Source organism: Natrialba asiatica DSM 12278 (assembly GCF_000337555.1).
Taxonomy (GTDB): domain Archaea; phylum Halobacteriota; class Halobacteria; order Halobacteriales; family Natrialbaceae; genus Natrialba; species Natrialba asiatica.
On sequence record NZ_AOIO01000031.1, the window covers coordinates 114,724 to 134,717 of the forward strand.

General features: G+C 62.2%; 16 protein-coding genes. 10 read left to right on the forward strand and 6 right to left on the reverse strand.

Translation table 11 applies throughout. The features are described from left to right. The first annotated feature begins 375 nt into the window (after positions 1-375). The 7 genes from C481_RS13790 to C481_RS13820 all read left to right on the forward strand — a co-directional run bounded on the left by C481_RS13790 (position 376) and on the right by C481_RS13820 (position 9,243). Positions 376-2,145: an ABC transporter substrate-binding protein gene (locus C481_RS13790; RefSeq protein ID WP_006109846.1), complete on the forward strand. Its 1,770-nt coding sequence runs from the start codon at positions 376-378 to the stop codon at positions 2,143-2,145. Between the two features lie 151 nt (positions 2,146-2,296). Further along, positions 2,297-3,361, forward strand: coding sequence for an ABC transporter permease (locus tag C481_RS13795; RefSeq protein WP_006109847.1), 1,065 nt, complete (start codon positions 2,297-2,299; stop codon positions 3,359-3,361). Next, positions 3,362-5,077 (forward strand): ABC transporter permease, encoded by a 1,716-nt coding sequence (locus C481_RS13800; RefSeq protein ID WP_006109848.1) that lies wholly within the window; start codon positions 3,362-3,364, stop codon positions 5,075-5,077. 5 nt (positions 5,078-5,082) lie between these two features. After that, complete coding sequence (locus tag C481_RS13805) at positions 5,083-6,573, forward strand: oligopeptide/dipeptide ABC transporter ATP-binding protein (RefSeq protein ID WP_006109849.1); 1,491 nt, start codon at positions 5,083-5,085, stop codon at positions 6,571-6,573. Continuing rightward, positions 6,570-7,982, forward strand: coding sequence for an ABC transporter ATP-binding protein (locus C481_RS13810; protein ID WP_006109850.1), 1,413 nt, complete (start codon positions 6,570-6,572; stop codon positions 7,980-7,982). Before C481_RS13805 ends, C481_RS13810 begins: the two co-directional genes overlap by 4 nt. A gap of 75 nt (positions 7,983-8,057) precedes the next feature. Then, entirely contained in the window at positions 8,058-8,516 is a 459-nt protein-coding gene (locus tag C481_RS13815) for a DUF7555 family protein (RefSeq protein WP_241434685.1), read from the forward strand. Between the two features lie 181 nt (positions 8,517-8,697). Continuing rightward, positions 8,698-9,243, forward strand: coding sequence for a DUF7529 family protein (locus tag C481_RS13820; protein WP_006109852.1), 546 nt, complete (start codon positions 8,698-8,700; stop codon positions 9,241-9,243). A gap of 118 nt (positions 9,244-9,361) precedes the next feature. On the opposite strand, the gene hpt is transcribed toward C481_RS13820, so the two are convergent. Beyond that, positions 9,362-9,931 carry a hypoxanthine/guanine phosphoribosyltransferase gene (gene hpt / locus C481_RS13825; RefSeq protein WP_006109853.1) on the reverse strand — a complete coding sequence of 190 codons (570 nt, stop codon included), beginning with the start codon at positions 9,929-9,931 and terminating at the stop codon, positions 9,362-9,364. A 388-nt stretch (positions 9,932-10,319) separates the two neighbouring features. Here hpt and C481_RS13830 point away from each other — a divergent pair, with 388 nt between their 5' ends. After that, positions 10,320-11,159: an aldo/keto reductase gene (locus tag C481_RS13830; RefSeq protein ID WP_006109854.1), complete on the forward strand. Its 840-nt coding sequence runs from the start codon at positions 10,320-10,322 to the stop codon at positions 11,157-11,159. A 91-nt stretch (positions 11,160-11,250) separates the two neighbouring features. On the opposite strand, the gene C481_RS13835 is transcribed toward C481_RS13830, so the two are convergent. The 4 genes from C481_RS13835 to C481_RS13850 all read right to left on the reverse strand — a co-directional run bounded on the left by C481_RS13835 (position 11,251) and on the right by C481_RS13850 (position 16,440). Next, positions 11,251-12,006: a DUF7344 domain-containing protein gene (locus tag C481_RS13835; protein ID WP_006109855.1), complete on the reverse strand. Its 756-nt coding sequence runs from the start codon at positions 12,004-12,006 to the stop codon at positions 11,251-11,253. A gap of 123 nt (positions 12,007-12,129) precedes the next feature. Then, positions 12,130-13,302: a bifunctional phosphopantothenoylcysteine decarboxylase/phosphopantothenate--cysteine ligase CoaBC gene (coaBC, locus tag C481_RS13840; RefSeq protein ID WP_006109856.1), complete on the reverse strand. Its 1,173-nt coding sequence runs from the start codon at positions 13,300-13,302 to the stop codon at positions 12,130-12,132. 66 nt (positions 13,303-13,368) lie between these two features. After that, entirely contained in the window at positions 13,369-15,597 is a 2,229-nt protein-coding gene (locus C481_RS13845) for an IucA/IucC family protein (RefSeq protein WP_006109857.1), read from the reverse strand. 105 nt (positions 15,598-15,702) lie between these two features. Then, on the reverse strand, positions 15,703-16,440 hold the full coding sequence (locus C481_RS13850; protein WP_006109858.1) for an NAD(P)/FAD-dependent oxidoreductase: 738 nt from the start codon (positions 16,438-16,440) through the stop codon (positions 15,703-15,705). A 169-nt stretch (positions 16,441-16,609) separates the two neighbouring features. Between C481_RS13850 and C481_RS13855 the strand changes: the two genes are divergently transcribed. Together C481_RS13855 and trkA are read left to right on the forward strand one after the other, a co-directional pair. After that, positions 16,610-17,131, forward strand: coding sequence for an SRPBCC family protein (locus C481_RS13855; protein ID WP_006109859.1), 522 nt, complete (start codon positions 16,610-16,612; stop codon positions 17,129-17,131). 229 nt (positions 17,132-17,360) lie between these two features. Further along, entirely contained in the window at positions 17,361-18,698 is a 1,338-nt protein-coding gene (gene trkA / locus C481_RS13860; RefSeq protein WP_006109860.1) for a Trk system potassium transporter TrkA, read from the forward strand. A gap of 25 nt (positions 18,699-18,723) precedes the next feature. On the opposite strand, the gene C481_RS13865 is transcribed toward trkA, so the two are convergent. Beyond that, positions 18,724-19,857 (reverse strand): M42 family metallopeptidase, encoded by a 1,134-nt coding sequence (locus C481_RS13865; protein ID WP_006109861.1) that lies wholly within the window; start codon positions 19,855-19,857, stop codon positions 18,724-18,726. Between the last annotated feature and the right edge of the window lie 137 nt (positions 19,858-19,994).

Sequence of the window (19,994 nt, forward strand, 5' to 3'; positions counted from 1 at the left end):
AGTTAGTATTTGTTCTCTAATATAATGTTTCTGAGACTGAGAATCGGCCGTTTTGGTGACTATTCGTCTCGAAATACCTTCTTACGGCTGACGGACGCAGGACAATCGATCCTTAGGAGGAAAGAAACATACAATGCATTGTAATAGTACTCGGGGCAAGATCGGGGAGCTTCACCGGGGTGCGCGCGAGCAGTCCCCATGCCAGATTCTACCTATAATCCCTCAATCTCGCGGCTGAACTCGTGCCAACTAGCTTATTCGACCGACGGATACTGGGAAATATTCTGCATCAATGGACAATTGTGTTCACGAAATGGTACCACACCGGATACAAAACAAAATTTTATGGCATATGAGCATCTGGTGTCAGTCGAAATGGCGAATGAAATCGATAAATCCCGGCGTACGTTCCTGAAGGCGGCCGGGGCAGGTGCAGCGATGGCAACCGTTGCCGGATGTATTTCCGGTGACAATCCCAACGAGGGAGACGGCGAGAATGTGCTAAACACTATCAATTCAACGGTCACTTCGTTGGATCCGATCCAGTCGACGGACACGGCCTCGGGTGAGGTCATCAAGCAGATCTACGAGGGATTGACGTACTTCGCGAACGGCGAAACGACCGTCGAGAACCTCCTCGCCGAGGAAGTCGACATCTCCGACGACCTGCTGACCTACACGTTCACGCTGAAAGAGGCGACGTATCACAACGGGAGCGAACTGACCGCGGACGACTTCGTTTTCGCGTTCCGGCGACTCGCCGAATCCGAACACAGTGAGCGTTCGAACTTCCTCCTCGAGGCGACGATGCTCAACGTCGAGCACGAGACCGACGGCGACGAAGAACTCGTCGCGGACTCGATCGGCGTCGAAGCGGTCGACGACCGGACGCTAGAAATTCGACTCGAGACGCCAAACCCCAACGCGCTCGAACTCCTCGCATACGACTCGTTCGTTGCAATCCCGGAGGGTATTGTTGGCGATATCGAGGGCTACGACGGCGAATACGACCAGGGGGAATTCGCTTCTTCCGAGCCGGTTGGAACGGGCCCGTTCCAGTTTGAAACCTGGGAATCCAATGCGGAAGTGGAGGTTTCCACGTTCGAGGACTACCACGGAAGCGTGGCAAACGTCAATAGCGTTCACTGGCAGATCATCGAAGACGACAGTGCGCGCTTTACCTACGCGATGAACGAAAATGCGGACTTCTTCCGTATTCCAACCTCCGAGTACGATGGGGATCTGGTCGACGCCGAAACGGACGACCTAGGGCGCGAAATCGGAACGTATGGCCCGGTCGAAAACGGGGAAGAACTCGACTACGTCGGCGTCCCTCAGCTTTCGACGTACTACTTCGCGTTCAATGCGACGGCGGTTCCGCGTCCGGTTCGACGGGCGGTCGCATACGTTCTCAATCGGGAGGAACTGGTCCAGACGATTTTCCAGGGTCGCGGCGAGGAGGCGTACACGTTCACGCCACCGGGTGCGTTCCCCGGCGGGGCCGAGCGTCGCGAAGAGTTCATTCAGGATTATCCCTACGGGATGAACGAGAGCCAACGAGATACTGCAGAGGAACTCCTCGCGGACGCCGGTTACACCGAGGACGATCCGTTCGAGATGACGTTGACAACCTACGAGAGCGAAGTGTTCCAAGAGGCTGGTCGAAATCTTCGTGACAGGCTCGACGGGATCGGTATCTCCCTGCAACTGGAGGAAACGCCGTTCTCGACGCTTCAAGAGCGTGGTGAGAACGGAAACCTCGACTTCTATTCGCTTGGTTGGACCTGGAGCTGGCCGGCAGCGGACTACGGGATGTTCGGCTTCGAGCCGGAGAATACCGATACCTCGCGGATGCCGACGGAAACGAACGGCTACTATCTCGACTGGCACGCGGAGGACTCGGACGCTTCGAGAAAGGCCCAGGAAGCGTGGGAACAGGTCGAAGCGAATCCCGAGCCGGAAGAAGGCCAGGAAGCGCGTAACGAGGCCTACATCGAGATGGAAGAGGCGATCTGGGACGATGCGATCATGCTGCCACTGTATCACGACACCCGCGAACAGTTCGCTTACGATTACGTCGACATCGAACCGTTCGGCGCGATGGGAGATTACCAGCAGCGGTACAACAGCGTCACGCTGGAGTAACGATTGCTATTCGGTGACGCGGCTTCGGGTTGCTCCCTGACCCGGCCGTGGTCATTGCTGTCAACGATAATAGGGAGGTTTATAATCCAGGAATGCTCGAACAACCTATAGTACGAGACATGATGCACATGTTGCAGACGGGTGGTCACCCGTGAGCCGCTGGCGGTACTTCTTCCGTCGGTTGCTCCTGTCGATCCCCGTCGTCCTCTTCGGGCTCACGATTACGTTCGTCATCGTACGAATGGGCCCGATCGACCCCGTTGCCGCTATTATTGGTCCCGAAGGGGGGGCCGCGAATCGCGCACGGATCGAGCAGCGGCTCGGTCTCAATGAACCACTCTGGCGGCAGTACATCGACTTCATAGTGGGGATGCTGACGCTTAACCTAGGCCAGTCTTGGGTCATCCAACCGAGTACGAGCGTCGGTGAATTGCTCACCACCTACGCGCCGCGGACGCTCTGGCTCGGGTTCTGGTCAGTCCTGATTGCGATTTTCGTCGGGGTTCCGCTCGGCTTCTATGCCGGACTGAATCCCAATACTGGGGGGGATTACCTCGCGTCGTTCGGCGGAATCGTCTGGCGTGCGATGCCGAACTTCTGGCTGGCGATCATCTTCCTCGCCGTCTTACGCCAGTCCGAGAAGTTCTTCTTCGGAATAGATTGGAACACGATCGGTGTGAACGTTCCCGGACTCATCGGGCAACCGCCGCTTAACTTCATCGCGGTCACCGACTGGGTTTCACTCGGGGCGCTCAGCATCCCGATCGGGTTTTACTTCTCACCGATAACACTCGCAGCCTCGATCAAACAGATCTTGCCTCCTGCGGTCGTTCTGGGCTCGGCTGCGATGGGGAACGAGATGCGAATTGGACGCACCGCCGTTCTCGAGACGATTAACTCGAACTACGTCGAGACGGCAAAGGCGAAGGGACTTCGGAATCGGGCCATCGTCTGGAAGCACGTCTTCCGGAACGCACTGGTTCCGCTCGTCCCGATCATCACCAACGAGGCGTTCATTCTGATCGGCGGGTCGGTCATCGTCGAGGTCATCTTCGGCATCAACGGAATCGGATACCTGTTCTACCAGGCATCGATCCAGGGTGATCTTCCGCTGGTCGGATCGCTGATGTTCGTCTTCATCATCCTGATCGTCTCGGTAAACATCATCCAGGACTTCCTCTATACGATTCTGGATCCACGCGTGGGGTACGAATAGATGAGTATGAACGAATTCGACGACACGACACTGCGGGACCGTATCGCTGCAAATCCGCGGCCAGCCTTGCTTTGGCTGGTCGGTGTGCTCGTCCTGGTTGCGCTCGAACTGGGCCGGATCGCCGATGGCGTTCTCCGACTCGGCGGCGCGGTTGGAATTATGGTCGAGATGATCGTGACGATCCCGAGTTCAGTACGAGGAGCTGTTGCCAGTTCATTCGGAACCGGTGCTGGCATCGCTGCCTTCGTCATCATGGCGTTCATCCTGCTGGGAACCGTTGCCATCATCGTCAAGTGGCTGTTCATCCCGTGGTCGCTCGTCGACCGACTTGGAATCGACGTGAGTACGGGTCGTGAGGATATCCTCGAACGACTGCTCGTGACCGGACTGCTTGCGATCGTCGCCGCTGCGCTCGTCTGGACACCCGTCGGCGGGCTCTTCGAGATGCTCATCGGCGTCCTTACACGCGGTGTCGAAGCGGTCGGATCGCTGACGACGATTACGAGCCGAGAGATCATTCCGAATCAGGGCTACCAGCTGCCGGACGGAAGTTGGGAAGGGACGTTCCTCGGCCTTTCGCCCGCGTTGGCGTGGGGACTTCGAGTGCTCGTCGTCTACGCGTACGCTCTGACTTGGCTCGGCTGGCTCTGGAAGGGCTACGAGATCTTCCGCGAACACTACCGCGAGGCGGACTGGACACCGCGTGACGACAGCATCAATCGCCTGCGGACCCACTACTGGGGAGTCTTCGGCTTCGTCGTCGTGTTCATGTTCGTCGTAATGGCCCTCTGGGCCCCGGCTGTGAGTCCGGTTACGGCCGAAGCGAACCTCTACAGCCCGTATGGGAACGAGATCCAGTACTACGGTGACGATGGAGTTCAATCGATCACGCACGGCGATGCGAATATGAATAGTCGCTCACAGGGTGGCGACGAGAACGTCGGACTGATGAGCTACGACGACTACGATCGCTTCCATCCGTTCGGAACGAATACGGATGGGAAGGATCTGTTTACCTTCCTCGCGTACGGTGCGCAGGTTTCACTCGTCATCGGACTCCTTGCCACGGTCCTGATGGCAGTCGTTGCGACGGTACTCGCACTGATTACGGCCTACTACAAGGGCGTCGCTGATCTACTGGCGATCATCGCCAGTGACTCGGTGATCGCGCTCCCACGGCTGTTACTGGTCCTGTTACTCTCGGTGCTGTTCATGCAGGCGAACCATCCGATCGCGGAGATTTACGACGGGGGCTTACTCCTCGCGCTGATCTTTGCCGGGACCGGCTGGCCGCTACTGTGGCGCTCGGTCCGCGGACCCGCACTCCAGGTTTCCGAACAGGAATGGATCGACGCCGCAAAGAGCTACGGGCAGAGTCCGGCGGCAACCATGCGCAAACACATGTCGCCGTACATCGCCGGCTACATGCTCATCTACGCCTCGCTCTCGCTCGGCGGCGTCATCATCGGTGTTGCTGCCCTCTCGTATCTCGGATTCGGTGTACAGGCACCGACACCCGAATGGGGTCGGGCAGTCTTCGAAGGCAAGTCGTACGTTTCGACATCTTCGTGGCACGTCGCTACGCTTCCCGGACTTCTAGTCGTCTTCCTGGTGACCGGATTCAACGCGCTCGGCGACGGCATCCGCGACGCAATCGACCCACAGAGTGATAGCGGCGACGGTAGTGCTGCCGCCGCTACCGGAGGTGGTGGATAATGGCAATGGAATCTAATCCAACGGCGGATGCACAGTCAACGGCAACATCGACACTAGATACAACCGCGACGGCAGCGTCGAACGCCACGACAATTGCCGGCGGTCGGAACGATCCGATCATCACCGTCAGAAACCTCCAGACCTCCTTTTTCACCGACAAGGAGGTCATCCGGGCCGTCGACGGCGTCGACTTCGATATCCGCCCCGGCGAAACCGTCGGCGTCGTCGGCGAGAGCGGGTCCGGGAAAAGCGTCACCGCCCGCTCGATTATGGGCCTCGTCGACTCCCCCGGACACATACTGGAAGGCAGCAGTATCCGCTTCCAGCACGTCCCAACGCTCCGATCGTTCGCCACCACGTTCGCCGGCCGAACCGTCAGCCTCGATGAACTCGAAGCTGAACACGATCCGACCTCGCTGTTCGATCACCCCGAAATCGACGCAACGCCGTCGACGTTCGGCTACGACGACCGCGAGGAGGCGACGCTCGAGGACTTCGTCGGCGCCTACGGCGACACGCTCGAGTTCATCGGCGCGGACGACTGTGTGTTCGTCCGGGGTGGAAGCACCGATGATCCCGAGTCGATTACGGACGGGTTCGTCGAACTCACGCGTTGTACCGGTGAGATTCAGCGGAAGATGCGTGGCGGCCGGATTGCGATGGTGTTCCAGGATCCGCTGACGAGTCTGAACCCGGTCTATACGGTCGGGAACCAACTCGAGGAAACGCTGCGGCTCCACCAGGACCTCTCCGGGCAGGCGGCAACGGAAGAGGCAATCGAGTTGCTCGAGGCGGTCGGGATTCCGGATGCCCGACGGCGCGTGACCGAGTATCCCCACCAGTTCTCCGGCGGGATGCGCCAGCGTGCAGTCATCGCGATGGCGCTTGCGTGCGATCCGGAGGTACTGATCTGTGACGAGCCGACGACGGCACTGGACGTGACGATCCAGGCCCAGATTCTCGACTTGCTCAAGGAACTCCAGCACGAACGCGACCTCGGAATCCTGTTCATCACCCACGATATGGGTGTGATCGCGGAGGTAACGGATCGCGTGAACGTCATGTATGCGGGCGAAATCGTCGAAACGGCCGGCGTCCATTCGCTGTTCGACGATCCGAAACACCCCTACACGCAGGGGTTGCTGGAGTCGATTCCGGGACGACAACAGGGAGAGCGCCTGCAGACGATCGAGGGGAACGTTCCGACGCCGAACGAACCCGCGACGTACTGCCGGTTTGCCCCTCGCTGTCCGAAGGCGTTCGGCGACTGCGAGGCCGTTCATCCCGAGACGGTTCCCGTCGGCGATGGACATCCCGAGGACGAGCAGGCGGCGCATACCGCTGCCTGTCTCCTGTATGTCGACGAGTATACGGCGGCTGCGCATCCGTCCGGTCGGACCCCGGATCAGGGGACCGGCGAGGTGAAAGCGACGGGCGGGAGTGCCGACGCTGCGACCGAAACAGAAACCGAGACGCCACGAGGTGATGACCGATGAGTCAAAACGCCCTCGAGACGGGTACGGCAGAAGCGGACGTAGACGTGGACTCACACCAGGATTCGGACGTCATGGTTGAGGTCCGCGACCTACGAACTTACTACGAAGGCGACGGGCTGTTCGGCGGGACCCCAGTCAAAGCCGTCGACGGTGTCAGTTTCGACATCAAACGCGGCGAAACGCTCGGGCTGGTCGGCGAATCCGGCTGCGGGAAGAGTACGCTCGGGCGAACGCTCATCCAACTCGAATCCGCAACCGGCGGCGAAATCCGCTTCGACGGGACGGATATCACGATGCTGTCGGGAACCGACCTCAAGGAGTGGCGGCGCAACGCACAGATGGTGTTCCAGGATCCGGACTCCAGTCTCAACGATCGGATGACGATCGGCGAGATCGTCCGCGAGCCACTCGACGTTCACGATTGGAAGACGCCGCGGGAGCGCCGCCAGCACGTCAAGGAACTGCTCGATACCGTCGGCCTCCAGCGAGAACACTACTACCGGTACCCACACCAGTTCTCCGGCGGCCAGCGCCAGCGGATCGGGATCGCACGCACGCTGACGCTCGAGCCCGAGTTCATCGTGCTGGACGAACCGGTCTCCGCGCTCGACGTATCAGTCCAGGCAGAGGTGATCAACCTGCTCGAGGACTTACAAGAGGAGTTCGGGCTGACCTACCTCTTTATCGCCCACGATCTCTCGGTCGTGCGCCACATCTGTGACCGGGTTGCGGTCATGTATCTCGGGAACATCATGGAGATCGGACCGACGGAGGAACTGTTCTCCAACCCGGCGAACCCCTACACGCACTCGCTCCTCTCGGCGATTCCGGAACCCGATCCCACCGCCCACAAGGACCGAATCACGCTTCAGGGAACGCCACCGAGTCCGCGATTCCCGCCGTCTGGCTGCCCGTTCAGCACTCGCTGTCCGGCCCGTATCCGGCCGCCGGAGTACCAGGACCTCGACAACGAACTCTGGCACCAACTCGATACGCTTCGAGAAGTCCTTCGCGAGCGGGATCGCACGGAAAAGTCGGTCACCGACCGCATCAGGGAACTGCTCGGCAAGGAGCCACACTTTGGGACGATCGACGAAATCTACGCCGAACTGTTCGGCGATCAGGCGGTGCCGCCGGCCGTCGAAGACGTTCTCGACGACGCCGCTGAACTCGCCCGCGGTGGCAACGAACGGGCGGCACTCGACCTGCTCGGTGCGGAGTTCGGCAGCGTCTGCGAGGGCCACGAACCTGACGGTGCCGCCGAGGCGGACGACGCGGACGCAGAAGAGCCGGTCGAACCCGACTACCACGTCGTCAGCCCATCCGGCCGTCGGAGTCTCTGCCACCGCCACGATAGCGATGCGGACTACCGAAAACCGGAGCACGTTCTCGATGATCGTCACCGGTAACGTCGTGGCTCCGTAGCGGCAGTTTCACGTCTGTCGCTGTAGTACGATTACAAAACGCCCTCTCGATCATCTCACATGAACTCGGACCCTCCGTCACAGTCTCAATCCCAGTCACAGCACCGAACTCGGCTTCTCGTCTTGATCGATGCGCTGACGTATGCCGGCGCAGTCGCCGCGATCAGCACGATCTGTGCTGTCGTCTTAGGGCTGATAACCGGTGGTGGCCTCTCACGGGCGAAACTCGTCTTGTTCTTCGTGGGCTTCATTCTGCTCGGATATACTACATCTCGGCTGTGGCCACGGTCGCCATCCGATCTCGAGGACGAAGCCGCTCTATCCGGTGTCTCTGGCGATTCGATTCCGGAAACGGCGGATCAGACGCGGTTTCAGGCACTCGTCGCATCCCTTCCACCGAAGCGATGGTTTCCAGCACCGCCGCCGGAGGACCGGATCAATCCAGCCGGGAAACTCTTCTTCGGGAGTCTTGCCGTCCTGCTGATCTCCTATCTAATGGAGGCGGCGTTCGGTATCTGACCGGCCGCTCGCTCGTCAGCGCCTGACTCCGTGACGTTCTTTGATCTTCCGTCTCTCGAGAGCATTGTCTCACCGAGCGGAGCCGCTCTCAGAAAGAGCGCTATGACACCCCTCCAGAAAAACCAGAGACCAGGGTGTAAGCGTGAAAAGAGTTATCCCACTGCTGTGCCCAACGAGGTGTATGACGCAAATCGGGGATGACGAGTTCACTCAGCAGCGAGAGCCAGTCAGTGGGGCTGCGATCAAGAACGCCTGGGTGCAGACCACCGAAGACCTCTCTGCTCTCGAACACCAGCGGCAGGAAAACGGCTGGGACACCGTCGCCATTCCGGCCCTCCAAACCGCAGCAGTCAGCCGGGACGCTGGCAAGAAACACGACGATCGATACGGGCTCTTCTTTGTTATCGCGGACAACCACGCGGACTCGTTCACGAACGCCTTCGAACGCGGCGAGTTTCCGCGATACGAAGCCTACCGAAACGAAGTCGATGGTGCCGTCTTCCTCGTGGTCGAACTCCTCGATCCCAAAAGCGAGACTGCAATCTTGCTTGCAGGGCAGTACGAACGCCGCCACGTTCCGGGCATGGTCGCCGCTGCCACCGAGGAAGGTGAACTCTATACACACGTTAGAACGCTCGATAAGACAGTACTCGGCTCGTTCAAACACGATGAGTACGCTCCACTGGTACCGGGTCCGGGGAGCGTCGGCGTCGATAGCAACACGTGAGAGCACCGAACTGAGAATCGCCAGTGGCAGCCGGCTGCACTCGTCACGACAGCGGTGTGACTACGAACTACGGAGTTTACGGAGACAGACACTCGGTCGACGAGCGACGTAGAACGGACTAGAAATCGCCGTCTTCGTCGACGATGACGACCTCGCCGTCGACGACATCGACGTTGATCAACGTCTTGACGGTATACCCGGCGTCGTCGACTTTGTTCTCGCCGCCGACTTTCTTGATGACGGCGACGGTGTCGACGACTTCTGCGCCGATTCCGTCGAGTGCTTCGAGGACGGAAGCGAGCGTGCCGCCGGTCGAGAGAACGTCGTCGAGGACGAGGACGTGTTCACCCTCGCGAACGTCGTTGATGTACATCTCGTTCTCCGAGTAGCCGGTTTTCTGGGAGATGGCGACCTCGTCGTCGAGGCCGTACTGGCGCTTTCGGATCACGGTCAGCGGAATATCGGTCATCAGCGAGACAGCGGTGGAGATGTGGATGCCCATCGCAGCGGGGGTAACGATCCGATCTACCTCCTCGAGTTCGGCTTTGCGGATGATTCGGATGACGATTTCTCGGAGGAGTGTGGGGTCGAGTTTGGGGACGCCGTCGCTGATAGGATGGACGAAGTAGTGATAGCCGTTCTTTTCGATGATCGGCGCGTCGAGGAGTGACTGCTGTAACTGATCCATGCCGTGGATGGGACGGACGCGGAGTAAAAGTTGACGATACGTTCGAGGAGTGTGGTGATATATCAGGGGCGTGAGAACTGTCGATGCACGTATCTGTGTGTTGCTGAATCATGTTGTGGTGCCAGTTTCGAATCGCGTCCGGATTACGTACCCGTCGAAATCTCCGTATCACTGTAGTACTGATTTCAACTAGTCACACACCGCTTCTATAGCCGTCGTGCGATCGGGAGTGATCTGCAGTGGCTACGATAGTTGCTGTCGACTCCGTGTGGCGAGGCGGTGCCTCTCTATAGAAGTGGTGGGACGAACAGAGACCGGACGAACGCGACTCATGGCAAGGCCGTGGACGAACCGAATCGTTTTGCCGTACTGCGGTGAACATCGTCCGATGACCCCACCGACGACGACGCTTCCGAGTGGTGACGAGCTCCCGCTAGTTGGTATCGGAACCTGGAATATCGACGGTGACACCGTCCGCGAGTCGGTCCGAGCGGGCCTGGATGCCGGCTACGGTCACATCGATACCGCCGAGGGATATCGGAACGAACGCGAAATCGGCGACGTACTATCCGAGTACGACCGCAAAGATGTGTTTCTTACGTCGAAAGTTCTCCCGAAAAACCTCGACTACGAGTCGGTGATCGCCTCCTGCGAGGCGTCCCTGGAGCGACTGGGGACTGAGTACCTGGATCTGTACCTCGTGCACTGGCCCAATCCGGCGATTTCGCTGCGCGAGACCCTAGATGCAATGGCGACGCTTCACGAGGACGGGAAAGTCCGGAATATCGGCGTATCGAACTTCGACGCGTATCAACTCAGTTGTGCACACCACATTTCGGACGTGCCGATCGCCGTCAACCAGGTCGAGTATCATCCCTGGAACACGCAGGAGACGCTCCTCGAGTACTGCCGCGGAACTGAAACCGTCATCGAGGCCGCTGCACCCTTCGGTCGAACGGAAGTCTTCGCCGACGAAACCGTTCAGGACATCGCGGAGGCGTACGACCGATCGCCGGCCCAGATCGTCCTCAAGTGGGCTGTCGAAAACGAGATCGTCGTGCTGCCGAAGTCAACGTCCCCCGAACACGTTCGCTCGAACCTGGACCTGTTCGACTGGACGCTCGACGAAGACGACCGCGATCGTCTCGACGCGATCGACCACCACCAGCCGGTGTACGATCTTCCGACGCGCGACTGGACCGACGACACCTACGGAATCGCCGAGTAATCCCAACCGGTGCTCGTTGTCCCAGTGAGACGACGAGTTCAGTCGCGTGTGGGTCCGGGCTGGCCGGTCTCACGTCTCCTCGACAACGTCGTTACTCTCCCGGCCCGTAACTGAGTTCGGGCGGCTGCTCACCGCGGCCGAGGCGCATATGACGCTCGTGGTAGATGTGGACGACCGCCGTTACCGTCACCGTTATCGAGACGAGTGCGAGCCAGGACAGGTCCGACAGCATCGTGAGCGGATAGATTCCGAGCCAGAGTGCGGCGACCAGTGCCGACCCGATCGCACCCAGTGACAGGTACAGTTCCCGCCAGGCGAACTCGTGACCGGGAACGATTTCGAGGTAGACGCTGATATCTCGGGTCCGGTCGGTCGCTCGGATGACGCCGCGGTCGGAGTCGAACTGGAGAATGCCGACTTCGTCCATTTTCGGGAGATGCGTCTGTTGAAGCGTGGTATAGACGCGTTTTCGCTGTGCGGACGTGACGCCATCGAGGGTGGTATCGTACTCCCACGCTGCGAGTTGCTGTGCGAGGTCGCCGAGTTCAACGGGCCGACCGTCCTGTTTCAGAAAGTGGAGGACGTAGCGCCGGCGCTGATTGCGCAGGACTTCGAAAACCTCGCCTTTGGAGAGAGGGTCCGGCTCAGCGCCAGCGCTCGCAGCCGAGTCGGACGCATCCTCGGACCCATGCTGTCGTGTCGAGTTCGCCGCAGCGCTCGATTCCGTTTCATCGGGTGTCGAGTCATCGCGCGCTCCGGGCCCCACTGCCGTGTTGCCACGTTCACGCTCGGCTCTCCCACCGTTCGATCCGCGTTCGATACGATCATCCCGTTGTTGCTGGACCACTCCGAATCACCTCTATCCACTCAAATCCGCGAGCATTCAATCGAGACTGAATGCGTTAGTTCAGTGGGATGAACGCCACCTATATAACTCTCCTGCCCCACTTTGCATGCATCAATTGGTTGACTAACTGTCGAGTACTGCCGCGATCGAATCCGCGATTTCTCTACCCAGCGCCGCTTTCGTCCCCTCGAAGTGGGCGGCATCTGTCGCGTGAACGAGCAGTGCGCGCGTCTCCTCTGCACCCATTACGCTCGCATCGTTCGCGACGACGAACGCGAGTTCAGCGCGCGCGAGCATCTCTCGGGCCCGGTCGACCATCTTCGCGTCGTCGCCTGACGTCTCGGTCTTGAACCCGACGATGGGCAGGTCGGGGAACGCCTCGCGAAGTTCGTCGATGAGTTTCGGGGTGGGTTCGAGATCGAGCGTGAGATCCTGTCCGGAGCGGATCTTCTCCGGACTGGTTTCGACGGTATAGTCGCCGATGGCGGCGGCCGAGACGAGGGCGTCGGCGGTGGCTCCGGATCCGCCGGCACAGACGTCTCGTGCGGTTTCGAGCATCTCCGTGGCGCTTTCGACGCTTCGGACGTCGGCGTAGGGGACGGATTCCCCGTCGTGGACGAGCGTCACGTCGGCACCGCGGACGTAGCAGGCGGCGGCGACGGCGCGGCCCATCTTCCCCGACGATCGGTTCGTGAGGACGCGCACGGGGTCGATGGCTTCGGTCGTCGCACCGCTCGTGACGACGACGTGCTGGTCCGCAAGCGGCTGGTCGCCGGCCGCGCGGGCGGTCTCACAGACGATCGCCTCCTCGGTCGCGATCTTCGCTTTTCCCTCCTCGATTCGCGGGTCGACGAACTCGACACCCCAGTCCTCGACTGTTTCGGTGGCCTCGAGCACGCCGGGGTGGTCGTACATCGGTTTGTGCATCGCCGGTGCGATCACGATCGGAGTTTCGGCTCCGAGCGCGGTCGTCGCACACGTCGTCACGGGCGTATCGTCGATCGCACCCGCGATTTTGCCGACCGTATTGGCCGTCGCTGGCGCGATCAAGAAGACATCCGCCCAGCCGTCGTTTCCACAGAGGTTGACGTGTTCGACGCCGCCCGTAATCTCCGTGACGACCTCGTTGTCGGTCGCGAACTCGAGCGCCCAGGGGTGGATGATCCCCCGTGCACTGTCGCTCATCACGCCGCGGACTGTGGCCCCTCGTCGTCGCAGTTCGTGGGCCAGTTCGACCGTCTTGACGGCCGCGATCGAACCCGTCACCCCGAGCGCGACGTTGACGCCTTCGAGCATTCGTCCGGTATTCTCCCGGCAGTGTGTTAAGGGTAGCGAGGCGCTACCCGATAGCCAACGGCCCGCTCAGGTGGGGTCGATCACCGCTCGCCCCGCCGGCGTCAGCGGGTTCGATACCTCGCTGGTCACGTACTCGTGGCGCTTGCCGCGTAATCGCATCGCGGTCAGGGCCTTGTGAGTCGTCCGCTCCGCAAACAGCGCGCGCTCGTCGCGACGAACTCGGTCGTCGGGGACCGCCGTCTCGGCGCGGACCCGCTCGAACGCCCGTTCGCAGTGTGCCCGAATCCGGACCCAGCACGCCCGCTCGTCGACGGCCGTTTCGGCGGCGATCGTCGCGACGAGTTCGGCGAGGTGGTTCTGAAAGAGCGCGTAGTACAGTTTTCGGTGGAGGTCTCGCTCGCCGTCGGCGTCGAGGTCCGAGTCGGGGTAAGGCGTAAACGAGAGTCCGTGCTCGCCGAGGCGGCCGCCGTGCACGCGAATCCCGCCGAGGTCGCGGACGAGCGTGCCGATCGGACGCGCACGCTCGCGATCGAAGACGAGGAGGCTGTTCTGGAGGTGGCTCTCGAGGGCGATACCGTACGTCGTCAGCAGGCGTATTTGCTCGGGGACGACGACACCGGCGTACGCGTCGACGAACGCGAGCGCCGCCTCGGCGGCGGTCGTCGCCTCCGCCGCCGTCGCGTAGCGCTCGATGAGGTCACGGACGAGGGACCGCCCCGTCGCGGGCGACTCGGCGAGCAGGCTCGACGCCACCACGGGGACCGCGTCGTCCGCGCCCGCGACCAGCGGGTGTGCAAGTGGATTGGTTCGAACCAGCGCCGAGAGGTGACGGGCGTCGTCGAACTCGTCGCCGGCCGTGTGGGGCTGCGAACCGCCGGGCGGGTAGTGACACGTCGCTGCCGGCTCCGGGACGATTCCTAGCGACTCGAACGACTCTTGCTCCGTAATCTCCCTCACGAGGGCGGTCACCCGCGGGCCGTTCGTGACGGCCTGTGGGGACAGCGTCCGAACGACGTTCGTCGTCTGGACATCGATCGCGAGTTTGAGGTGCGAAAGCGGCCCGTCGGCCGTCCGCTCGCTCTCGAACGGAACCACCGTCCGAAGATTGAATTGGGGCGTCGCCGGCCGACTGTACTCGGGTATCGGGACGATCCGCCCGGAAGCACACCGTCGCGCGTAGCGCTCCGGTACCGTTCGATGGTACTGGAACGGGTGAACCGGAACGACGGCGTACGCGCCTGCATCGGCCGACCCGGGAATCGCTCGCTCGAGCGCCGCCTCGAGCCCGTCGAACAGCCTGTACAGGCGAGCGGTCAGACTCTCGCCGTCCGCACCCCCCGTCCGCGTTTCGAGGGCGGAGTCCCGTTCGATGGCGACGAACCGCAGGTCGACTCGGGCGGTGAACTCGGGCGCGTACGCGAGTCCGTCCGCGGCGGTCATCCCGCGGCGAAGCTTCCCGGCCGGATGGAACGGGTGACCGTCGGTAACGATCCGCTCGAAAGCGGCGGCGTCGTCGGCGGCGGCGATACCCGTCTCGATCGGAGCCAAGGGGGAGTCGGTTACCGTTTCTGCTGTCTCCGCCGCCGTCTCGACTGCTCGCGCGCGAACGCCCCTGGTGAGTCGCGCGAGCGCGAGGTTCGCGACGCTCTCGGCGACTTCCTCCCGGATTCGATCCGCCTGTGCGGCGTCGGAAAACCCGCCCTCGCGTTCGAGCAGCGACACGAGTTCACCCGGCCTCGAAACCCGCGTCACGGTCGGGTCGGCGCGGGTGTTCGCTACGGGCCCCGACCGGCGGGCCGTCGACAGCCGGGAAACCGGGCCGACGAGTCGAAAGCGGTCGTATCCGTGCCGGCGTGCGATCGGGGCGACCAGAACCGTCTCCGAAGCCGGAAACGGAAGCAGCGCGAGTTGCCGGCACGTCGTCGGGAGCGGTGTGACTGCTTCGAGTAGTTGCGCCCCATCGAACGCAGCGCGTTCAAAGCCCTCTGTGTCAGGGATAGCGGGCGACTCGCGCTCCACGACCCGCGCAGTCGGAACGCCGGCAGGTTGCCCGCGGAGTACACCGTGGACGAACCGGTGTAGAATCTCACGGCGGGCGAACTCGAGCGCCTCGAGAAACGCCTCCTCGGCAGAAACGGCGCGGTTTCCATCGCCGATCTCACCGCCGTCACAGCCGCTGTCACCGCCGCCGTTGCTACGGGCGTTCAAATAGCAGACCGCCGCTCCGAACGCATCCCGTTCGGCGCTCGTTCGAAGGCGAATCGGCGTGCAGTCGCGCTGGTTCGACCGGGTCATGCTCGCATCACGACGGTATCTGCACTCCCACGGAGATCGTGATAACTTGATGGGGGGATCGACGCTTGCTGCAGTCCGTGCGCCTGAACTCGCGTTCAGGCGGAGTCAGTCCCGTTCGACGCTCGGGTGCATGGTCGGCTGGTCGTCCAGCGGTTCCGCGAAGGCGTCGCGCATCCTCTTGCGTGCGCGCTCGTCGCGTTCGCGTCGTTCGTCGTCGTCGATCTCCTCGCACCCCGGCGGCACGTCGCGGCCGCGGCCGGTGAAGTAGCCCTCCGGGGCGACCCAGTCGTGGTAGAAATCGGTGTCGGAGTCGTGGATCACGGCGAGTCCGACCTTTGCGCCGTGGCCCGCTGCGACGATCGTCTGGTGGGGTTCGCCGGCGAGTCGGCCGGCCGCGTAGACGCCGTCGACGGCCGTTCGCCCCGCCTCATCGGCGGAAACGAAGTGTTTGCTGCCGCGTTGCGTTCGGCCGACATCCAGCGGGACGAGGTACTCGCTGTCGGACCAGGAGGCGGCGACGATTCGGCGCGCCTCGATCGGGTCGCCGCCGTCGGTTTCGAGGGCGAATCCCGCTTCAGGGTCGGTGTCGTCTCGGCGTTCGGCGCTCGTCACCCGTCCGAGTTCGAACGTCGCACCCGCGTTTCGTGCCTGTTCGCGGACCAGTTGCAGGTACCGGCGGGCGTCGACGCCGTTCGGGAAACCCGGGTAGTTCTCGAGGCTGGCGTTGCGTGCGAGGATGGATTCGCCGCCGTCGATGACGAGCGTGTCGAGTCCAGCGCGCGCGGTGAAGATCGACGTGGCGAGGCCGGCGACGCCGCCGCCGATGATACAGAGATCGTGCACGGATGGTCGTTGTCCGGCACGGCTATAGAGGTTGTTCTCGGCGGCGAAAACGGGCAGCGAGCGAGCAGGTGTCAGCGTGTGGATGGGCGCGGCGGCGAAACTGAGGAGGAGAGGAGTGGCGGGCTACAGCAATGAGAATCCTTACAGTCGGGCCCGTCGTACTGCCGCCGTGGACAGAATTCTCCTCAGTACCGTTGCCTATCGTTCGCCGGAGGAGGTCTTTCCGTACGTGCGGTCGTTTACCGACTATCCGCGCTATACGGAGCACTTGACGGACGTTCGCGTCCACGGCGACGGCGGCGTCGGCTCGGTCTACGATCTCCGACTCACCTGGTGGAAACTTAGCTATACGGCTCGATCGGAGGTGACGTCGATTACGCCGCCAGAATCGCTCACGTGGCAGTTACGTAACAATCTCGACGCACGCGGCGAGTGGCGAATCGAGCCGGAACCCGACGCTGCCCCGCCGGAAGAAGAAACCGCGAGCCGAATCTACTTCGAGGCGGTGTACGATCCACACTCCGCGGACGAGAACGCGATTTCGCTTCCCCGGTTCGTCTCGCTCGACTGGGTGATCGGGAAGGTCAAGCCACGACTCCTGAGCGAGGCCAAAGGCGTCGTCAGCCGCCTCGTCGAAGACATCGAGGGCCGGCCCCGCGACGTAACATTAACCATTCACGAGTTACCCTGATCCGCGATCCAACGGTGTCGGATCGAAACGGCACGCTTCTATCCGTATGACCGGCTGGACCGGACACAGTCACGTCTGCTGGCAGACAATTCTTACGCCGTGCCCGCGTACGTGACGTATGGAACAGGCTGGCGTCTCCCGACGAAGTGGAACCCGCTGCCCTCGAGACCGGCACCAATACCGGAGTACGATGAGCACCACTGCCGACGGCGGCGACCGGTGATTCGCAATGCGCGTCATCGTCGTCGGTGCCGGCGAGGTCGGCACCCACATCGCGGATAGTCTCGACCAGGATCACGAGGTCGTCGTCGTCGACCGCGACGAGCGCCGCGTCGACTCGATCACCTACAAGCACGACGTGATGGCCATCGAAGGGGATGGCACGTCCGGACGGACGCTCGACGAAGCCGGCATCGACGAAGCCGATCTGGTCGTCGCAAGCACCGACGACGACGCGACGAACATCGTCGTCTGCGGCGCGGCCAAAACCACCGACGACCCGTTCACGATCGCGCGCGTGAAAAAGACGGACCTCCTTCGCACCTGGGAACGCTCGGAGGGCGCATTCGGCGTCGACGTCATGGTGAGTACCGATCTTCACACGGCCGAGACGATCGTCGATATCGTCAACCTTCCGGGCGCGCGTGACGTCGACAGTTTCGCGAACGGACTCGTTCGCATGGCCGAGTTCGAAATCAGTCCGGACAGTCCGGTCGCCGGCAAAACCGTCGCCGAGGCCGATCGGTTCGAATCGCTGACGTTCGCCGCACTCATCCGGGACGACGACGTCGTCGTCCCGACCGGCGAGACCGTCATCGAGGCCGGCGACGAACTCGTCGTCATCGGCTCCGTCGAAAGCACTCGCGAGTTCGCCGGCACACTTTCGCCACTACCGACACTCGAGGAAGCCGACGAAATCGTCATCGTTGGCGGAAGCGAAATCGGCTATCAGACGGCGCGGCTCTTCGAGGAGCACGGCCTGGAATCGCGGCTCGTTGAACGCGACCCCGAGCGCGCGCGTGAACTCGCCGAGCAGTTGCCGAAGACGCTCGTTCTCGAGAGCGATGCGACGGATATCGACTTTCTCGTCCGCGAGCACGTCGGCGAGTCGGACATCGTCATCGCTGCGCTCGATAGCGACGAGAAGAACCTGCTCGTCTCCCTGCTGGCGAAACGGATCGGCGTCGAACGGACGCTCGGCATCGTGGAGTACGGCGAGTACGTCGATCTCTTCGAGACTGTCGGCATCGACGTTGCGGTCAACCCGCGGTGGGTGACCGCGGAAGAGATTACCCGGTTCACCAGGGAGCAACGGACTGAGAACCTCGCAATAATAGAACACGACCGCGCGGAGGTGCTCGAGTTCGAGGTCGACGCCGAGAGCCTGCTGGTGGACACGCCGATCCGCGAGGCGATCGCTGAACTCCCGGACGGGGTCGTGGTCGGGGCGATTACGCGCGACGGGGAGTTGATTACGCCCCGCGGCGAGACGCGGGTCCAACGCGGAGACCACGTCGTTGTCTTCGCCGAGACCCCCGTGATCGACGTGGTTGCGGCGGCGTTGTAAGTGTTGAAGACGGCTGTACCGACGGCTACAGCGTGTAGTCGTGGTCGCCGTCCTCGCTGGCGAGGAACGCTTCGAGGAGGTCGATCGTCGCCGCCACGTCGTCGACGTGGGCGGTCTCCGTGACGGTGTGGAGGTACCGCGTCGGGATCGAAATCGCGCCGACGGGTTTCGCCCCGGCCGTGTGCTGGAACCCGGCCGTGTCGGTGCCCCCAGCGGGCAGAATTTCCACCTGCGAGTCGATTCCCGCCTCGTCGGCGACGGCCTGGAGGCGGCGGTGGACCTTCGCGTTCGTGATGACGCTCGAGTCTTTGAGTTTGATCGCGGCACCCTCGCCGAGTTCGGTGACGCGCTCGCCGCCGCCGAAGCCGGGAACGTCGTTGGCGACGGTCACATCGAGTGCGATGGCGAGGTCCGGGTCGACGTCGACGCCGAGGGCGTGAGCGCCGCGCAGGCCGACTTCCTCCTGAACGGTGGCACAGAAGTGGATCGTCGCGTCGAGATCAGCGTCCGCGAGCCGGCGGGCGGCCGAGAGCATCGCGAACAGGCAGATGCGATCGTCGAGGGCTTTGCCGGTGATCGTCTCGCCGAGGCGCTCGGTTGACTGGTCCATCGTGACGAGATCGCCCGGCGAGACGCGCTCGGCGAGTTCGTCGTAGGGGAGGCCGGTGTCGACGTAGAGGTCCGAAACGTCGGGCGTCCGCTCGCGTTCGTCCTCGTCGAGCGTGTGCGGCGGCGGGGAACCGATGACGCCCGGCAGGTCGCCACCGTCGGTGTGGATAGTCACGCGCTGGGCCTTGAGAACGCGCGCGTCCCAGCCACCGAGCGGTTCGAGTTCGAGGAAACCGAAGCCGTCACCGTCCTCGCCGCCGTTGCTATCGCCGTTCGTCCCGTCTCCCGTCCGTCCGGCGCTTCGCACGTGCCGAACCATAAACCCGATTTCGTCCATGTGCGCGGCAACGGCGACCGAATACTCGGCGTCACCCTCCAGCGTGGCGACGACGTTTCCCATCGCGTCCGTTCGGATGCGGTCGGCAAACGAATCGAACTCGTCGATCACCAGCTCGCGAACGCGATCCTCGTAGCCGGGGACGCCGCTCGTCTCGGTCAGGTCGGTCAACAGGTCGAACTCGAACGGGATCGACGTTTCCGTGTCACTCATACACACTACTGTGTTCGAGGTGGGTATAAACGCGCGGAAACGGCGCGTACTCGGGCGGCGGTTTTTCGTTCGCATTCCGGATCAACGTTCCTGACAGACTCGTCGGCAACCGCGGAGTATTAACGGATCGGCGAAGT